We start from the raw sequence: 16,321 nt of genomic DNA, 5'->3' as shown, positions 1-16,321 counted from the left end.
ATCAGCAATTGTTTCAAAGTCGATATTTTACAGATATAACATAGTTGCCAGAAATGAAGGGAAGCAACAAAATGTTTCCATATAATTCAACTTTTTTGTTATCTTTGCCATAGTTAAGCGACAATAAAACTGAATGAAACCAAAATTCGAAATAGTTTTTCTTGAACAAGCTATTGAGTTTATGTCAAAACTAGATGCAAAAGCTAAAATAAAAATCTACTATAATTTAGATAAAGCTAAATTAGAAAATGACCCAAAGCTTTTTAAGAAACTAACTGACGATATTTGGGAATTTAGAACTCTATATCAGGGAATTCAATACAGACTATTTGCCTTTTGGGACAAAACGGATAAAACAGAAACACTTGTGCTTTCGACACACGGAATGGTTAAAAAAGTGAGTAAAGTTCCGAAATCTGAAATTGAGAAAGCATTGAAAATTAAAGCTGAATATTTTAATGAATAAACTTAAAATGATGGCAACAAAGTATAAAAACTTGAAAATGATGACACTTGACCAGATGAAGGACAAGGACATTGGAAAAATTGGAACACCAGAACGTGACAAATACGAATTTGAATTGCGAATGGAAGTACTTGGAGATATCATAAAATCTGTTCGAAAAGAACGGAATTTAACTCAAGAACAACTTGGAGAATTAATTGGAGTTCAAAAATCACAAATCTCTAAATTGGAGAGAAACACCAAGAATGTAACAATAGAAACGATTTTAAAAGTATTCCAAGCATTAAAAGCAAATGTTCGCTTTAGTGTGGAAATGAACGAGTCGGAATTTAATGTCGTATAAAAAACTATTGACCAAAACGTTTAAAGTGTAATCATATATTTTAGATTTTCTTAGTGAAACTTTGTGCTTCTTTATGAATTTTGTGTCATAGTTTTTACACAAAATTTATATTAAAGACAAAAAATCTTCAATCTTACTAAAATTTCTGCAACGCATTCAATAAAACAGCATGCATTTCATCAGTGTAATCTAAGTGCGTTACAATGCGTATTTTTCCATCTCCCATGGGGGTTAGCAAGATGTTTTGATCTTTCATTTGTTGGATAAAATTAGCATCACCCATACTTTTATCCACATAAAAAATCACGATATTAGTTTCAATGGGTTCTACCTTGGTTACGCACGAAACCGTTTCTAAAACGGCCCCAATTTCTTTGGCTTTTTGATGATCTGCTGCCAATCTTTCCACATGATGGTCTAACGCATAATCACAGGCTGCTGCTAAAAACCCTACTTGTCTCATACCTCCTCCATACAATTTTCGGATGCGCAAAGCTTTGTGAATGTGTTCTTTTGATCCCAACAACATCGAGCCTATAGGTGCTCCCAATCCTTTAGAAAAGCAAATAGAAATGGTATCAAACAGTTGCCCATATTGTTGCGGGGTTTCGTTTTTAGCAACCAAAGCATTGAACAATCGTGCACCATCCAAATGAAACGACAAGTTGCGGTCTTTGGTGATTTGCTGAATTTTTTCAAGTTCCCTAAAATCCCAACAAGCACCTCCTCCTTTGTTGGTGGTGTTTTCAATGCATACCAATTTGGCAAAGGGCAAGTATATTTCTGGGTTGCCCGAAGTTACTTCTGCCAATTGGGCTGCAGTAAACATGCCTCTTGAACCGTCTATCAATTTACAAGTTACGCCCGAGTGAAAAGCAGCTCCTCCACTTTCGTAATTGTACACATGGGCATACTTATCGCAAAACAATAAATCTCCAGGTTGGGTATGTATTTTTATGGCAGCCTGATTAGCCATCGTTCCTGAGGGGAAAAATAAAGCATCTTCCATGCCGAATAGTGCTGCTACTTTTTCTTGCAGGGCATTGACAGTTGGGTCCATTCTAAAAACATCATCTCCAACTTGTGCGTGCATCATGGCTTGCAACATGCCTGGTGTGGGTTTGGTTACCGTATCTGAAATTAAATCAATGATCATTTGTTGTCTTTTTTAATGAGTGGTGCCTATTGGTGAACCATCTGGAATTTTTGGCGCTTCTGATTTTTTAAACCCAGTAGGGTTTTTCTCAAAATCGTTCATCATTTTTACAAAGGAAGTTTCCACCATTTTTTGTGCTCCTTTGGCTGAGGAATTTAGTAACAATTGTTTGATTTCTTCCAATTTGGCAGCTACAATGGCATTGACTTGCGGATATTGATTTTTATTGGCCGACAAATATAGCATTTGCTCTAACAATTCAAGGTTGATGATATTTTGCAATTCTTGGTAATAAGTGTCTTTGTGCGTCTTTTTAAAGGTGTTTGCCATCAATGCATCCAACAGTTCTTCCAAGCCTAATTGGGATGCATCCAAACTTTTATGGGCAATCAATCTCGAAAGTCTTTGTGGATGCAACAGCATTTCTAAGGTCATTTCTGCAGAAGTTTCTACTGCCGAAAACGGATCAAAAGCCACGCCCAATTTGCTATTGAACGATTCTCTGCTACGGTCATATCCGTAAGCTCTTGGTGGAAAAAGCGCCAATTTTTCTTTCGGAATGGCAATTTCCTCTACCAATAAGGTTTTTAAAATGGCTTGCAATGCCTTGCGCTCTTCTTTGCCTGCAATGAGTTGTACAATGGTTTCCTTCCCTCCTTTTACGGCATAGGTATAGTCTAAACCACCAATAATTTTGGTAGTTGCTTCGGTTTGGTAGCGGTGTAAAAAGTACAAAGGCACAAAAACATCTTCTAAGACCGAGTATGGTTCGCCAGTTTTGATATTGTCCGTAGAAAAAGCCGCAATGGCATTTTTTCGGATGTCAAGCAAGTTGTGCAATTCGTCATAAACGGTAGTCCCATTGTCCCATAAATGTGCATAAGCACTGGCACTTCCTGAAGGTCGTGCATCTTGATCGGATAAATAGCGCAATCCACTCGCAAAGGCTTTGTCTAAAATGGCATTCAATGCGGCATCTTCATCAACTTCTTCAGGAAAATCTTGATAGGAATACGCCACTGTTACCTTATCCCAATTCCCAATTTTATCATCATAAGCTTGTGAAAAATCAATCTTGCCGTCTTTCAGTACCAACTTTGGATGCGGATAATCCATCACAGAAGTTCTGCCTACGGTACTTGCCGCAAAATTGTGCGCAAATCCCAAGGTATGTCCAATTTCATGTGCCGACAATTGTCGAATTCTAGCAATGGCCAGTTGCATTGCAAAATCATCATCCACGGAATTATTTTTATACGGCGCTTGCAAAGCTTGAGCAATTAAATAATCTTGACGAATGCGCAAACTTCCCAAACTTACATGTCCTTTAATGATTTCGCCTGTTCTTGGGTCTGAAATATTAGCGCCATAGCTCCAACCTCTGGTAGATCTGTGTACCCACTGCACCACATTGTAACGCACATCCAACATGTCTGCACCTTCGGGCAACATTTTTATCTGAAAGGCATCTTTGTAGCCTGCTGCTTCAAAGGCTTGATTCCACCATTTACCGCCTTCTAACAAGGCTGTTCTTACAGGTTCTGGAGTACCTCTATCTAAATAATACACAATCGGTTCCACCGCTTCTGAAAGGGCTGCTTTCGGATCTTTCTTCTCCAATCGATGTCTGTAAATAAAGCGTTTGGTGATGTTTTCATTTACGGGCGTAGCATAATCCATATAGGTCATTTGCCACGAACCCGAACGTGGGTCGTATTTTCTGGGTGTGTAGTTATTATCAGGCAATTCCACAAACGAATGGTGTTGGTGTACGGTTACTGCACTGGCATCCGGAGTTACACTGCGGATGTTGTAGCCTTTGGGTGTGCCGCTAAAGGTGAGCATCACATCAAACTCCACATTTTTAGGAAAAGCTTTGGTTCTGTCTAAATAAAAAGCACTTTTGCTTTTATCCAAACTGTAATTGCCTTGGTTGTTGTTGGCCAACGTTGCTGCTACTCCATGCGCATCACGCATTAAAAAATCGGTGGCATCTACCAAATACACTCCTTTTTTTTCTTCTTTAATCACAAATCCGTGCAACACCGATTTGGCAAAAGCTTCTTTTACAGATTCTTTTTCTTCTACATTATCGGTAATGGCTCTGAAATTTTGATTGGGTTGTACCAACAAAATTTTATTGCCTGCTTTTTTAAAAAATACCACTACACCATCACCCAATTGTCCTCTATCCAAACCAATATCATTCGAGCCAATGCCTTGCGAAAGTGCGTTGACATACAACAACTCTTGGTCGAGTTTGGCAATCTCCAAATAGACTTTATCTGTTTGTTCATCATAATAAAAGTTGACAAATCCCTCGTATTTGCTAATGCCTTTTTGCAACTTATCTCCTGTTTTCTCTGTAAAAAACTGAGCAAAAGCAGGCATACTCATCCATAGTAGGGCTAAAAAAACGGTTATTTTTTGCATCGGAATTAAATTTTGATAAAACTACAAATAACTCCTCTTGTTTTCAAGTTGAAATTTTAAAAAATCAGTTATTTTTGCAGCACTTATGATTACACTAGAACATTTAAAGGATATTACTGTCAGAATCGAGAAGCTGCATTCGTATTTAGAAATCGATAAAAAGCTGATTCAGATAGCCAATGAAGAAGAAAAAACAGCGAATCCCGACTTTTGGAATCACCCAAAAGAGGCCGAAGTTTTGTTGCGAGAACTCCGTTTTAAAAAGAAATGGGTGGCTGATTATCAAGAAGTAAAATCATTGAACGATGATTTGAATGTGTTGTACGAATTTTACAAAGAAGGCGAAGTGGATGAGGCTGAATTGGAAGATCAGTTTCAAAAAACACGCTCGTTTTTAGAGGATATTGAGTTTAAAAACATGTTATCGGAAGAAGGCGATTCGCTCTCAGCAGTAGTTCAAATCACGGCAGGTGCAGGTGGTACAGAAAGTTGCGATTGGACAGAAATGCTTTTCCGAATGTACACCATGTGGGCAGAAAAACAGGGCTATAAATTAAAAACACTCAACTATCAAGAGGGTGATGCAGCCGGAATCAAAACTGTAACTATCGAAATTGAAGGCGATTATGCATTTGGATGGCTTAAGGGCGAAAATGGAGTGCATCGATTGGTGCGCATTTCTCCGTTTGATAGCAATGCCAAGCGTCATACAAGTTTTTCATCGGTATATGTATATCCGGTGGCCGATGATTCTATTGAAATTGAGATCAATCCGGCAGATATCGAAATTACCACAGCGCGCTCTAGTGGTGCTGGCGGACAAAACGTCAACAAAGTAGAAACCAAAGTGCAGTTGTTTCACAAACCTACGGGCATTCAAATTCAGTGCTCCAATTCACGTTCACAACACGACAACAGGGCTACTGCCTTGCAAATGCTAAAGTCGCAATTGTATGAAATTGAGCTCAAAAAGCAACAAGCAGCTCGTGATGATATCGAAGCCAACAAAATGAAAAACGAATGGGGAAGCCAAATTCGAAACTATGTAATGCATCCCTACAAATTGGTAAAAGACGTTCGTACAGGTCACGAAACAGGCAATGTAGATGCGGTAATGGATGGCAATATAGGCGAATTCTTAAAGGCTTTTTTAATGCTGAATGGGCAGAAGGAATAAGGGTTTTGAGTTTTTAGTTTTGAGTTTTTAGTTTTTAGTTTTTAGTTTTTAGTTTTTAGTTTTGAGGGTTAAGGGTTTCTATTGTTTCTATTGTTTCATAAATTCATTACCTCATTAAATCATTGATTCATTACTTCATTAAATCATTATCTCATTAATACAACATCTCATTTCTCCAAGTCCCTTACTTATTTTTATACAACAAATTTTACAATATTTTACCATTAGTAAAAAAAATTATTAATCCCCTTAAAATAAAGGGTTTACATTTTACTTTATTTTTTAATCACTGTATATCAGTAAGTTATAAAATTTAACTTTGTGGCATTAATACTCAAAAATGGCAAAATTGTTAAAAGGTTTCAGCAAATTGTGAATAAGTATCACTTGCTTATCTTAATATTAAGTTAGAATTTTACCACGAGCAAATTAGTAACTCAAACGTTCATTTTGTATTCGTAGAAAAGACCAATAATTCATCAGAAAAGAAACCTGTTGATAACTTTAAAAGAAAATAATTGTCTTTTTTAATTCGATTTCTAAAACAACGTTTAGATTTGCTCAGACATAAAAAAAAGTCTTAAAATTGGACCTTTAAGACTTTTTAGGTAACACTTGAGAAGTGTCTTGTTTTCACACAACAATATTACAACACTTCTCAAACTTACCAAAATTTATTTTCAATTGTTAATAAAAAAGCAGCTATCCAAGCTGTGACGGTAATTTGCTTATAAGGAGTTTTTAAAAAATTGAATCCTGCAAACAGTAAACATAGTGCTGTTTGTTCAGTGTATCACGAAAAATCGTTCGTTGTACTGCATACCAATGTAGCATTCAAGCAAAAAACGTAGAGAACAACGTTGCAAATCCTCTTTGTTCAAGTTGCAACATATTTTTTAATCTCATAAAAAAATATATACAAATGAGAGTAAAACCAGTACAAAAATTCAACCCGCAAGACGCGGGTGCAGATAATAAGTTTTACGCGCAAGCAGTAGCGACCGGTAAAATAGATTTAAAAAGATTGGCATACCTGGTATCCAATCAAAGTTCAGTAAGAGAAGGTGATTGTTATGCAGTCATCTTGTCGATGGTGCACAACATCATGGACGAACTCAAACAAGGCAAAATTGTCAAGTTGGATAGATTGGGTTCTTTTCAGCTGAGTGTAAGTTCAGATGGAGTGGCTACCAAAGAACAGGTAACAGGAAATATCGTAAAAGATATTCGTATCAACTTCCGTCCAGATGCAGACATGAAGGGTACCCTGAATACCAAAACAGTGAAATTCACCATTAGTGATTCGCTGATTTAGTTTACAAAAAAGTAGGATTGTAAAAAAACCTCAATAGCGAAAGCTATTGGGGTTTTTTGTTGTTTATACCCAAAATAGCCCTACTGCAATGGCATTAGCCTAGTACTGCTTTTAGTTGAGAGCAGTACTGCTTTTACTTTAGAGTAGTACTGCTTCGTTAAAGGAGGAGTACTGCAACCAAAACGAAGCTGTACTGTAATTTTTATGGGCATGTTTTATGAATATTGGCACTCTTTTACCAAATTGTACTGTTTTATACACCAAAAACATCACATAAAACCAGCTTTGCAAACCCCACAAAACAAAAAGTTATTCACAAAATGGAGATTTTATAAAACGTTTTGGGTGTATTTATACCGTGTTTTTCTTGAACAACTTACAGGAAAAACACGGTATTTTGTTTTGGGGTGTTTTTGCTTTTAAAAAAAGTGTATTTTAGGGGCTATTATATGAGCTATGTATTTGTAAATGTTATATAAAGTTGCTCCTATTATTCAGTTGTGGTTAAGTAAAAAACAAGTAGATAATCAAAAAAAATATGAAAAATAAAATTTTATTAGTTTTAAGTATATTCTTTTTGATGAATTGCTCTTTATTTGATTTTGAACCTAGAACAGAAATCGGAAAATTACCTCCAATAACAAATACTGGAAGATTTAATTTCGGTTTTTTACTTAATGGAAATGCAGTGAGAGTAACAAATTCGCAGTTAATGAGAGCTGAAACTCGACAAGATTTTTTTTTATTAAGCTTTTCAAAAACAATTGATGGCAGATTATATTCGGAAGAATCAAAAAGACTTGAATTTATTTTACCAAAAAATGATTTAGAAGTCGGAGTTAATTACGACTTGTCCAACTCTAATATTCATAAGGTTATATATACCGAATTTGAAAATTATACTATTAAGTGTAAATATGAATCGAAAGACATCATAAAAGGAAACTTAATTCTTTCTAATATTGATAGAAAAAATTATATAATTTCAGGAACTTTTGAATTTGAAGCATTGAATGCTAATTGTGAAAGTATAATAGTTACAAACGGAAGGTTTGACATGTATTATTTCCCTTATTAAATAAAAATATTTGAATTACTTAAACTAAATAATTCATGTATAAAAAATTGCAATTTTAGCTTTACAAAAAGTTGGTGCTTCTTTGCTAAATATCAATACACAAAAAAGTTGTGCAAAACTTTGAAAATTTTAATATCCTGAAATAGGTTCACTCCGTGTTTTTCTTGAACAACTTACAGGAAAAACACGGTATTTTGTTTTGGGGTGATTTTGCTTTTAAAAAAATGCCTATTTTAGGGGTCGGTATATGTGCTATGAATTTGTTAATGTTACATAAAGTTGCGCATACAAGCCAGTTAGCTGCAAGCTGAAAAAACGAACGATAAAAAATGAAAATCAGAAAAGTAAATATTCAAGATATTGAAAAACTAAAAGAAATCGGAAAACTGACTTTTGCCGAAACTTTTTCCTCGGAAAACAGCGAGGAGAATATGAAAGAATATTTGGAAAACGGATTTTCAACGGAAAAACTGACTACGGAACTCACTGACCAAAACGCTGAATTTTACTTTGCGGAACTTGACGGAAAAACAATCGGATATTTAAAAGTAAACGTTGGAGAATCTCAAACCGAAATTAAAGACAAAAACGCACTCGAAATTGAACGGATTTACGTGCTAAAAGAATTTCACGGAAAAAAAGTCGGACAAATACTATATGACAAAGCCATTGAATTGGCGAAAGAAAAAAATGTGGAGTATGTTTGGTTGGGAGTTTGGGAGCAAAACCCAAGAGCAATCCGATTTTATGAAAAAAATGGATTTAAAGTTTTTGACAAACACATTTTCAAACTTGGAAACGATGAACAAACCGACATTATGATGAAACTAAAAATAGAATAAAGCCAGCAGCTAACAATGGCTATAAACAATTGGGGCTAAAGTGATAAAACGAAACTATAATCATAAAACAAAGGTCGGTGCCAAACCGAAAAGTTAGGGCATAAAATCCCCAACTGTTCATAGCCGAGACCGTTGTGTACAATTTAACAAAAACCAGATGATAGATTTTAAAGTACCAAGATTTTGGGTTAAAAATAAAGGTGGAGGAAGTCACTATCCGAAAGAAATCGAAAACTGGTTTTCTGAAGATTTTGACAATTATTTTATTTATCATCATCCAATTCTGATTGATTTAGACATCCAAAACGGATTGAAACCATCTCGAGACGAATTTGGAAGACCGAAAAACAAACGTGTTCTGACCTTTGACCAATTCAAAGCCGAATTTTTTAAAGATGGGGAAAATTTCAAAAACTATTCTGAATACGTTATGCACCAAGTCCGAAATAAAGACACAAGACCGAATTATTTGTGGGGAAGTGAAGAAGGCTCTGGAATGTATTATAAAGATATCATTCCTATATTAAAGGTTTTTGACCCTAATCTTCAAGCAGAAGTCTATTCTCATTATGATATTTTAAGAAAAATAAGAGGAAATCTTGAGAACGATAATTTACCTTCTTATTATATGACAAAAATGGAGACAATTGAAATTGTTGCTTCAAGTTTTTCAAATCTGTCACCTGAATTTATACTTGATAAAAATAAAAAATGGTGTTTTACGACACTTTATGACGATTGTAAAACTGCAATTGCTTGCGACAATGAAACAGCTGAAAAATTAATTGAACACAAAGATTTAGGAATTGAAAAAATAAAAACTTTACACAAAACCGTTAGAAAACTTTAAAAATTGAATGTATGAAAGAAATTAAAAGGGATACGATTTTAGCAGAAATCGAAAAGACAGATTACATTTTAATTACAACTCACAACAAACTTTCCCTTCCAATTATCAGAAGAATTTATAAAAAAATAATAAATGGAATAAAATTTGATGATATTAAGGTATGTGACAATTGTATTATTGATGGGCATCATAGATTTGTAAGTTCAATTTTAGCAGGATTAAAATTAGATGAAGCTAAATCTTCAAAAACTAGTGCCACCATAGAATATAAATGGAAAAGTGTTGCATTTGTAGAGGAAGAATGGGATACACCTGAAAAAATTCAAAGACTCAATGAGTTAGATGCTGAATTCAACAACATACCACTAGAAAAAATAATTGAATTTACAAGTTAAATTCATAAATTTGCAAAATGTTATTATACTTAGATATAGATGGAGTAATGGTTCCTGCTAACTCTTGGAGAAGACCTGAAATTTTAGAAGACGGCTTTCCTGAGTTTAGTCCAAAGGCAACAAGGTCACTTAATAGAATTATTTCTACTTCAAGTGCTGATATTGTATTGACCACCTCCCACAAGTATAAGTATACAATAAATGAGTGGAAACATATCTTTAGGAGAAGAAATATTACTGTTAATAAAATTACTAGACTTCCTAGGAATACGAAACATTTAAATAGAAAAGAAGAACTAATTCATTGGTTTACTACTAAACAACCAAAGGATCATTTCATTATAATAGATGACGATAAGTCTTTAAACTCATTACCAGCGTTTTTAAAAGATAAATTGATTCAAACAAGTGGTTCTGTGGGATTAACAGATTGTTTAGCTGATGAAGCTATCGATAAGATTAAAAAATTGGAATATCAAGTAGAGACATAAAAAAGCATTGCACAACAATGTATAAAAACAATAGCGGTTTGGGTTGTAACTCAAATCGCTATTTTACTTTAATTATGTATATTACCAACCGAAAAGTAGTGTCTATTAATCCGCTACTGCTCATACATGCAAACCCTAGCAAACATGTTGAACCAAAAAATATGAGAATTAAAATTACAATAGTATTATGCCTTTTGACAGTTTCAGTAACCTATGGTCAATATGCTTGGACTAAAGGTAAATTGGTGTTACTTACTGGAGATACTTTGATAGGATATATTAAACTTCCCATGATTTCCAAAGATTTAATAACCATCAATGGAAAAGAAAAAGTTAAATACCGAAAAAATAAAAATTATAAAAATGTCAAATACGACGAAACTCAAGTGAAAAAAGTAATTTTTATAAACGCTGATTCCGAAATTGCTTTGTATGAATATGTACAAACATCCAAAAACACAAAAGGCCTTTTTAAAGTTATAAGCGCAGGTAAAGCCACGTTGTATGCAAGAAGTGTAAGTTTAACAACTACAACACCAACATATATGGGAGGTGCATATGGAGGAACTTGGAATTACAATTATTCTTTCAAAGATTTTAGTGAGTTTTATGTTAAAAGAGAAAATGAAGAAATTGCAAGTCCAATGATTACTGCAAGAATATCAAGTTCCTTTAAAAAAAGAGCGATGGAATATTTTGCAGATTGTCCTTATTTAGTTGCTAAACTTGATGAAAAAAGATATACAAAAGAAGATATTAAAGACGTTGTAGATAAATATAATGAATGCCAATAAAAACTCTTTACAACAATGACTATGAGCCATTGCTTGCTCTTGCCTACTTTGGCACATCAAAAACTGATTGACATATAAGAATTACATTTTGGGGTTTACCCATCAAGCCATTATAAAAATTGGCACAATGACCCACTGACCCAACCAATTACTAAAACCGAAAACTTTGTGTTTATGTAACTGTAAAGCTTTCTTGAAAAAGTTTTACACCGTGTTTTTCCTTAACAACTTATAGGAAAAACACTGTTTTTTGTTTTGGGGTGTTTTTGCTTTTAAAAAAAGTGTATTTTAGGGGTTAGTATATAAGCTGTTAATTTATTAATGTTATATGAAGTTGCGCATGTAAACCATTTGTGCGTCAGTGTAAAAAGCCAACGCTCGGTCAAGCACATTTGGTTTTTACCGACACACAAAGCCAACGCTGAAAAACCAAAAGAGCTTGCCCTTTTCCACCGCACCTTAACAAAATATTTACATTATATACACAGTTTTTTAAGATATTTAAAATAAACTGACTAAATTAGCGGCTGACATAATAACGTCTGAAATAAGCGAAGCGATTCAATTAGACCTTTGAAAATAGACAAGACCGAATTACAATGAACAGAATTAAAGAAGTGTTGGAACAGAAAGGAATTAAGCAGACTTGGTTGGCTGAAAAACTTGGGAAAAGCTACAATATGGTAAATGCTTATGCTCAAAACCGACAACAACCACGCTTGGAAACCTTAATGGAAATAGCTGAAATTTTGGACATTGACGTGAAAGAATTGATAATATCAAACAAAGAAAAATAGATGCCAGTAGACTTTTCAAAAATATTAGTGGTTGGTGTTTCTTCGAGAGCACTTTTCAATCTCGAAGAAGAAGAACAGATTTTTAGAGAAAAAAATATTCGTGGATTTCGGGAATACCAATTGGCTAATGAAGACAAACTACTTGAAAAAGGAACTGCATTTCCATTGGTTGAAGCTTTGCTAAAACTAAATACACACGTTGACAAGAAAAACCCAATCGTTGAAGTTGTAGTAATGTCAAGAAACAGCCCCGAAACAGGAGTAAGAGTTTTAAAAGCAATTGAACACTATAAACTTCCAATAACAAGATGGGCATTTTCAGGTGGCGAACCACTTGCCCCTTTCATTGATGCTTTTGATATTGACTTATTTCTTTCTCGTGACGAAAGTGACGTTCAAAAAATTGCTGACACAGCAAATTGTGCAACTGCATTAATATACGACCCACCACAAAATTTTGAGCCTGAAACGGACAGAGTAAAATTTGCTTTTGATGCAGATGCAGTTGTGTTTTCAGAAGAATCTGAAATCATTTACAAGACCAAAGATATTGACGCATTTCATAAACACGAGAAGGAAAATGAAGATGTGCCTTTGAATGATGGCCCTTTTGCAGTACTACTAAGAAAACTATCCGATATTCAAGACTTCCTGCCCGTTGAAAAGGAACTTTCACCTTTACGTATTGCAATAGTTACAGCTCGAAATGCACCAAGCCATATGCGAGTAATCAAAACGCTAAGACATTGGAATGTTTACGTTGATGAAGCTTACTTTATGGGCGGACTGCCAAAAGAAAAAGTTTTAGAAGCATTTGGTGCTCATATCTTTTTTGACGACCAACATACTCATTTAAGTGATTCAAGTAAAAAGATTCCTTGCGGACGAGTATTGTATAAAACCAATTCCATTCTCAAAAATTATGAGAAGGAAATTATTGTAGAACCGAAGAAAATAAAAGAAAACTAATATGCCAACACTCAATTGGATAGGAAAAGAAAAAGTGGTGAGCCACCACCAAGATGTACCATACAGGGTTTTGGAACACAAATATGGTTTTACAGCAGATAATGGCGAACAAACCGAACCAACCAACAGCGGAAACAAAATCATAAACGGTGACAACCTTGAAGCCTTAAAAAGTTTGTTGCCCGAATACGAAGGAAAAGTAAAGTGCATCTATATTGACCCACCGTACAATACAGGCAATGAAAATTGGGTGTATAACGACAATGTAAACCACCCGAAAATAAAAAAATGGTTAGGCGAAGTGGTAGGCAAAGATGGCGAAGACCTTACACGCCATGATAAATGGTTGTGTATGATGTACCCACGATTGAAATTACTTCATAAACTTTTGGCAGATGATGGGGCTATTTTTATAAGTATTGATGATAATGAACAAGCTAATTTAAAATTGATTTGTGATGAGATTTTTGGGGTTAGGAATTTTCTTTCAAATATTGTTTGGGAAAGATCTGATAGCCCAAGAATGGATGCTCAATTTTACTCAACTAAGCACGAGTATATACTAAATTATTCCAAAAATATTGCAGTTTTTAATATTTCTAGACTTAAATTAGATAATGAGAATTTACCTAAACATTATAATAAAAGAAGTTCTGATGGTAAGGCTTACTATTTAAAATCTTTAAGAGCAATGGGGAGTGGAGATGATACAAGAGAAGCTCGTCCAACAATGTTTTACTCAATAAAAGCCCCTAATGGAGAAGATGTTTATCCTCTAAAACAGGATGGTTCCGAAGGTAGATGGAGATGGAAAAAAGATACTTATGAAAAACAAAAAGATAGAATTGAATTTATTAAAAGCAATAATGGGTGGTCTGTTTATACAAGAATTTTTGCTGAAAACTCTGAACGACCAGCAGAAACGTTGTGGAATCATACAGACGTAGGTAGTAATAGAACTTCAAAAAAAACAATTAAAGAAATATTTTCTAACTCTTCGACTTTTGACTTTCCGAAGCCATTCCAATTAATCAAAAGAATGCTTGAATTATCAACCGAAAAAGATTCAATTATCCTAGACTCATTCGCAGGTTCAGGAACAACTGCCCACGCAGTATTGAACTTGAATGAACAAGACAATGGCAATCGAAAATTCATTTTAGTTGAAATGGAAGATTACGCCAATGATATTACAGCAGAAAGAGTAAAGCGAGTAACCAAAGGATATGGTACAGGAGCAAAAGCAGTAGCAGGAACAGGCGGAGCATTTGACTTTTACGAACTCGGCTTACCATTATTTGATGAAAACCTAAACCTAAACGAGAAAGTTGGCTTGGCAAAAATCAGAGAATACATTTGGTTTTCGGAAACTCGAACTTCATTTAAAGAGCCAAACAAAGAACCTTATTTTTTAGGCAAAAAAGATGAATCGGCATATTATTTCATTTACGAAAAAGACAGACTAACCACATTAGATTTTGATGCTTTGGAACTCATCAAAACCAAAGGCGAGCAATATGTAATCTATGCCGACAATTGTTTGTTGCCAAAGGATTTTATGGCAAAGAAGAACATCATTTTCAAAAAAATACCAAGAGACATCACACGGTTTTAGTTATGAATGTTGAACGATGAATTATGAAAAAAAGAGAAAACATATTACTCGACAAGTCTTTTGCTTTTGCAATAAGGATTGTTAATCTCTACAAGTTTCTATTAGCAGAGAAAAAAGAGTTTGTAATGAGTAAGCAACTATTACGAAGTGGAACAGCCGTTGGAGCATTAGTTCGTGAAGCTCAAAATGCAGAGAGCAAAGCAGACTTTATCCATAAACTTGGAATTGCTCAAAAAGAATGTGATGAATCCATTTATTGGCTTGAACTTTTAAAAGAAACTGAGTTTATCAATCAAAGTGAATTTGAAAGTATTTGCGGAAATGCAAATGAACTTTTGAAAATCCTAAAAAGCTCAATTCTAACTGTAAAACAAAATTTGAAAAAATGAACGAATCCAACATTCATCATTCATCATTCATCATTGAGAATCTACCACCTAAAATAGATTCTGAGTCTGTAACTATATTAAAACAATTGAATAGGGCTTCACGAGCACTAGGTCAACTTAAAGGAGAGGTTTCTAAAATTCCAAATTCTCAAATATTGCTTGATACGCTTACGCTTCAAGAAGCAAAAGACAGTAACGAAATTGAGAATATTGTAACTACAGATGATGAAATGTACCAAGCCAGCATTGATGAAACGGTGGCTTCGGTTACGGCAAAAGAGGCGCTTAACTATTCCAAGGCTATAAAATTAGGATTGGAGATTGTTAGAAATAAAGGATTGCTAACAGTCAATGATATAAAACGTATTCAAGAATTAATTTCACCTAATCATCCAATTCGGAAAATACCGGGAACTGTTTTAAAAAATCCTAAAACGCAAGAAGTTGTTTACACACCTCCGCAACATTATTATGAAATTCAAAGTTTACTCGATAATTTGGAGCGTTACATTAACGTGCCAGATTTTCACGATATAGATGCTTTGATAAAAATGCCTATCATCCATTTTCAGTTTGAGAGTATTCATCCTTTTTTAGACGGCAATGGCAGAACGGGGCGTTTGTTAAATATTCTATACTTGGTGCAACAAGGCTTGTTAGATATTCCTGTTCTGTATCTAAGTAGTTACATCATTAAAAATAAAAGCGATTATTACCGCTTATTACAAGAAGTTCGTACAAAAGGAAGTTGGGAAGAATGGATTGTGTGGATGTTGAAAGGCGTTGAACTTACTGCTAAAGAAACCATTGTAGTGGTAAATAAAATAAAACTGCTAATGGACGACTACAAAAAAGAAATCCGAAGCAATTATAGTTTCTATAGCCACGATTTAATCAATATCCTTTTTAAGCACCCTTATTCTAAAATCAGTTTTTTAGAAAAAGAATTAAGGGTGCACAGGCATACAGCAACCTTGTATTTAAATGAATTGGCAAAAGCAAAAATGCTCACAAAAGTTAAAATTGGGCGGAGTAATTATTATATCAATGAACCGCTCTTGAAAATATTGAAAGAAAGATAATATGTATAGAAAAAGTGGTTTTCTTATACATATAAGGATAACGTGTACAAAAAATAGCTTTTCTTATACATTAAATAATAATATGGATAAGAAAGTAAAGATTTTTAAACACGTTAAATTTTTATACAC

At 34.3% G+C, this 16,321-nt stretch carries 17 protein-coding genes; 15 read left to right on the top strand and 2 right to left on the bottom strand.

Annotated features, from left to right (window positions below):
- Positions 1-133 precede the first annotated feature (133 nt).
- Both WHA43_RS01745 and WHA43_RS01740 read left to right on the top strand, forming a co-directional pair.
- Positions 134-466, top strand: coding sequence for a type II toxin-antitoxin system RelE/ParE family toxin (locus tag WHA43_RS01745; protein WP_105045449.1), 333 nt, complete (start codon positions 134-136; stop codon positions 464-466).
- A gap of 10 nt (positions 467-476) precedes the next feature.
- Positions 477-809 (top strand): helix-turn-helix domain-containing protein, encoded by a 333-nt coding sequence (locus WHA43_RS01740; RefSeq protein ID WP_105047248.1) that lies wholly within the window; start codon positions 477-479, stop codon positions 807-809.
- Between the two features lie 136 nt (positions 810-945).
- On the opposite strand, the gene WHA43_RS01735 is transcribed toward WHA43_RS01740, so the two are convergent.
- A complete protein-coding gene (locus tag WHA43_RS01735; RefSeq protein ID WP_105045448.1) occupies positions 946-1,965 on the bottom strand; it encodes a threonine aldolase family protein in 1,020 nt (339 codons plus the stop codon).
- 12 nt (positions 1,966-1,977) lie between these two features.
- Entirely contained in the window at positions 1,978-4,398 is a 2,421-nt protein-coding gene (locus WHA43_RS01730) for a zinc-dependent metalloprotease (RefSeq protein ID WP_105045447.1), read from the bottom strand.
- Between the two features lie 85 nt (positions 4,399-4,483).
- On the opposite strand from WHA43_RS01730, the gene prfB reads away from it, so the two are divergent.
- The 13 genes from prfB (at position 4,484) to WHA43_RS01665 (ending at position 16,192) form a co-directional block, all read left to right on the top strand.
- Complete coding sequence (gene prfB, locus WHA43_RS01725) at positions 4,484-5,575, top strand: peptide chain release factor 2 (protein WP_105045446.1); 1,092 nt, start codon at positions 4,484-4,486, stop codon at positions 5,573-5,575.
- 922 nt (positions 5,576-6,497) lie between these two features.
- A complete protein-coding gene (locus WHA43_RS01720; RefSeq protein ID WP_105045445.1) occupies positions 6,498-6,890 on the top strand; it encodes an HU family DNA-binding protein in 393 nt (130 codons plus the stop codon).
- Between the two features lie 538 nt (positions 6,891-7,428).
- The gene (locus WHA43_RS01715) at positions 7,429-7,968 is read left to right on the top strand and encodes a DUF6252 family protein (RefSeq protein ID WP_146104885.1); all 540 of its coding nucleotides are present in this window, start codon (positions 7,429-7,431) and stop codon (positions 7,966-7,968) included.
- A 329-nt stretch (positions 7,969-8,297) separates the two neighbouring features.
- On the top strand, positions 8,298-8,810 hold the full coding sequence (locus WHA43_RS01710) for a GNAT family N-acetyltransferase (protein ID WP_105045443.1): 513 nt from the start codon (positions 8,298-8,300) through the stop codon (positions 8,808-8,810).
- A 157-nt stretch (positions 8,811-8,967) separates the two neighbouring features.
- Positions 8,968-9,660: a hypothetical protein gene (locus tag WHA43_RS01705; RefSeq protein ID WP_105045442.1), complete on the top strand. Its 693-nt coding sequence runs from the start codon at positions 8,968-8,970 to the stop codon at positions 9,658-9,660.
- A gap of 11 nt (positions 9,661-9,671) precedes the next feature.
- The gene (locus WHA43_RS01700; protein WP_105045441.1) at positions 9,672-10,055 is read left to right on the top strand and encodes a hypothetical protein; all 384 of its coding nucleotides are present in this window, start codon (positions 9,672-9,674) and stop codon (positions 10,053-10,055) included.
- A gap of 17 nt (positions 10,056-10,072) precedes the next feature.
- Positions 10,073-10,546: an HAD domain-containing protein gene (locus WHA43_RS01695; RefSeq protein ID WP_105045440.1), complete on the top strand. Its 474-nt coding sequence runs from the start codon at positions 10,073-10,075 to the stop codon at positions 10,544-10,546.
- Positions 10,547-10,707: 161 nt separating this feature from the next.
- Positions 10,708-11,340 (top strand): hypothetical protein, encoded by a 633-nt coding sequence (locus tag WHA43_RS01690; RefSeq protein ID WP_146104884.1) that lies wholly within the window; start codon positions 10,708-10,710, stop codon positions 11,338-11,340.
- 599 nt (positions 11,341-11,939) lie between these two features.
- Positions 11,940-12,137: a helix-turn-helix domain-containing protein gene (locus tag WHA43_RS01685; protein WP_105045438.1), complete on the top strand. Its 198-nt coding sequence runs from the start codon at positions 11,940-11,942 to the stop codon at positions 12,135-12,137.
- A complete protein-coding gene (locus WHA43_RS01680) occupies positions 12,138-13,106 on the top strand; it encodes a 5'-nucleotidase (protein WP_105045437.1) in 969 nt (322 codons plus the stop codon).
- A gap of 1 nt (position 13,107) precedes the next feature.
- Positions 13,108-14,721 carry a site-specific DNA-methyltransferase gene (locus tag WHA43_RS01675; protein WP_105045436.1) on the top strand — a complete coding sequence of 538 codons (1,614 nt, stop codon included), beginning with the start codon at positions 13,108-13,110 and terminating at the stop codon, positions 14,719-14,721.
- A 23-nt stretch (positions 14,722-14,744) separates the two neighbouring features.
- A complete protein-coding gene (locus WHA43_RS01670; RefSeq protein WP_105045435.1) occupies positions 14,745-15,110 on the top strand; it encodes a four helix bundle protein in 366 nt (121 codons plus the stop codon).
- Positions 15,107-16,192 carry a Fic family protein gene (locus WHA43_RS01665; RefSeq protein WP_105045434.1) on the top strand — a complete coding sequence of 362 codons (1,086 nt, stop codon included), beginning with the start codon at positions 15,107-15,109 and terminating at the stop codon, positions 16,190-16,192. The genes WHA43_RS01670 and WHA43_RS01665 overlap by 4 nt, the downstream gene beginning before the upstream one ends.
- The last annotated feature ends 129 nt before the right edge of the window (positions 16,193-16,321 follow it).

This window comes from Polaribacter gangjinensis (genome assembly GCF_038024125.1).
In the GTDB taxonomy this organism is placed as follows: Bacteria; Bacteroidota; Bacteroidia; order Flavobacteriales; family Flavobacteriaceae; genus Polaribacter; species Polaribacter gangjinensis.
Note: the sequence above shows the minus strand (reverse complement) of the source record. Positions and strands in the feature narration are given on the sequence as shown.

Coding starts and splice junctions, on each gene's coding strand:
- WHA43_RS01745 (WP_105045449.1), top strand. CDS start 134: ATGAAACCAAAATTCGAAATAGTTTTTCTTGAACAAGCTATTGAGTTT.
- WHA43_RS01740 (WP_105047248.1), top strand. CDS start 477: ATGGCAACAAAGTATAAAAACTTGAAAATGATGACACTTGACCAGATG.
- WHA43_RS01735 (WP_105045448.1), bottom strand. CDS start 1,965: ATGATCATTGATTTAATTTCAGATACGGTAACCAAACCCACACCAGGC.
- WHA43_RS01730 (WP_105045447.1), bottom strand. CDS start 4,398: ATGCAAAAAATAACCGTTTTTTTAGCCCTACTATGGATGAGTATGCCT.
- prfB (WP_105045446.1), top strand. CDS start 4,484: ATGATTACACTAGAACATTTAAAGGATATTACTGTCAGAATCGAGAAG.
- WHA43_RS01720 (WP_105045445.1), top strand. CDS start 6,498: ATGAGAGTAAAACCAGTACAAAAATTCAACCCGCAAGACGCGGGTGCA.
- WHA43_RS01715 (WP_146104885.1), top strand. CDS start 7,429: ATGAAAAATAAAATTTTATTAGTTTTAAGTATATTCTTTTTGATGAAT.
- WHA43_RS01710 (WP_105045443.1), top strand. CDS start 8,298: ATGAAAATCAGAAAAGTAAATATTCAAGATATTGAAAAACTAAAAGAA.
- WHA43_RS01705 (WP_105045442.1), top strand. CDS start 8,968: ATGATAGATTTTAAAGTACCAAGATTTTGGGTTAAAAATAAAGGTGGA.
- WHA43_RS01700 (WP_105045441.1), top strand. CDS start 9,672: ATGAAAGAAATTAAAAGGGATACGATTTTAGCAGAAATCGAAAAGACA.
- WHA43_RS01695 (WP_105045440.1), top strand. CDS start 10,073: ATGTTATTATACTTAGATATAGATGGAGTAATGGTTCCTGCTAACTCT.
- WHA43_RS01690 (WP_146104884.1), top strand. CDS start 10,708: ATGAGAATTAAAATTACAATAGTATTATGCCTTTTGACAGTTTCAGTA.
- WHA43_RS01685 (WP_105045438.1), top strand. CDS start 11,940: ATGAACAGAATTAAAGAAGTGTTGGAACAGAAAGGAATTAAGCAGACT.
- WHA43_RS01680 (WP_105045437.1), top strand. CDS start 12,138: ATGCCAGTAGACTTTTCAAAAATATTAGTGGTTGGTGTTTCTTCGAGA.
- WHA43_RS01675 (WP_105045436.1), top strand. CDS start 13,108: ATGCCAACACTCAATTGGATAGGAAAAGAAAAAGTGGTGAGCCACCAC.
- WHA43_RS01670 (WP_105045435.1), top strand. CDS start 14,745: ATGAAAAAAAGAGAAAACATATTACTCGACAAGTCTTTTGCTTTTGCA.
- WHA43_RS01665 (WP_105045434.1), top strand. CDS start 15,107: ATGAACGAATCCAACATTCATCATTCATCATTCATCATTGAGAATCTA.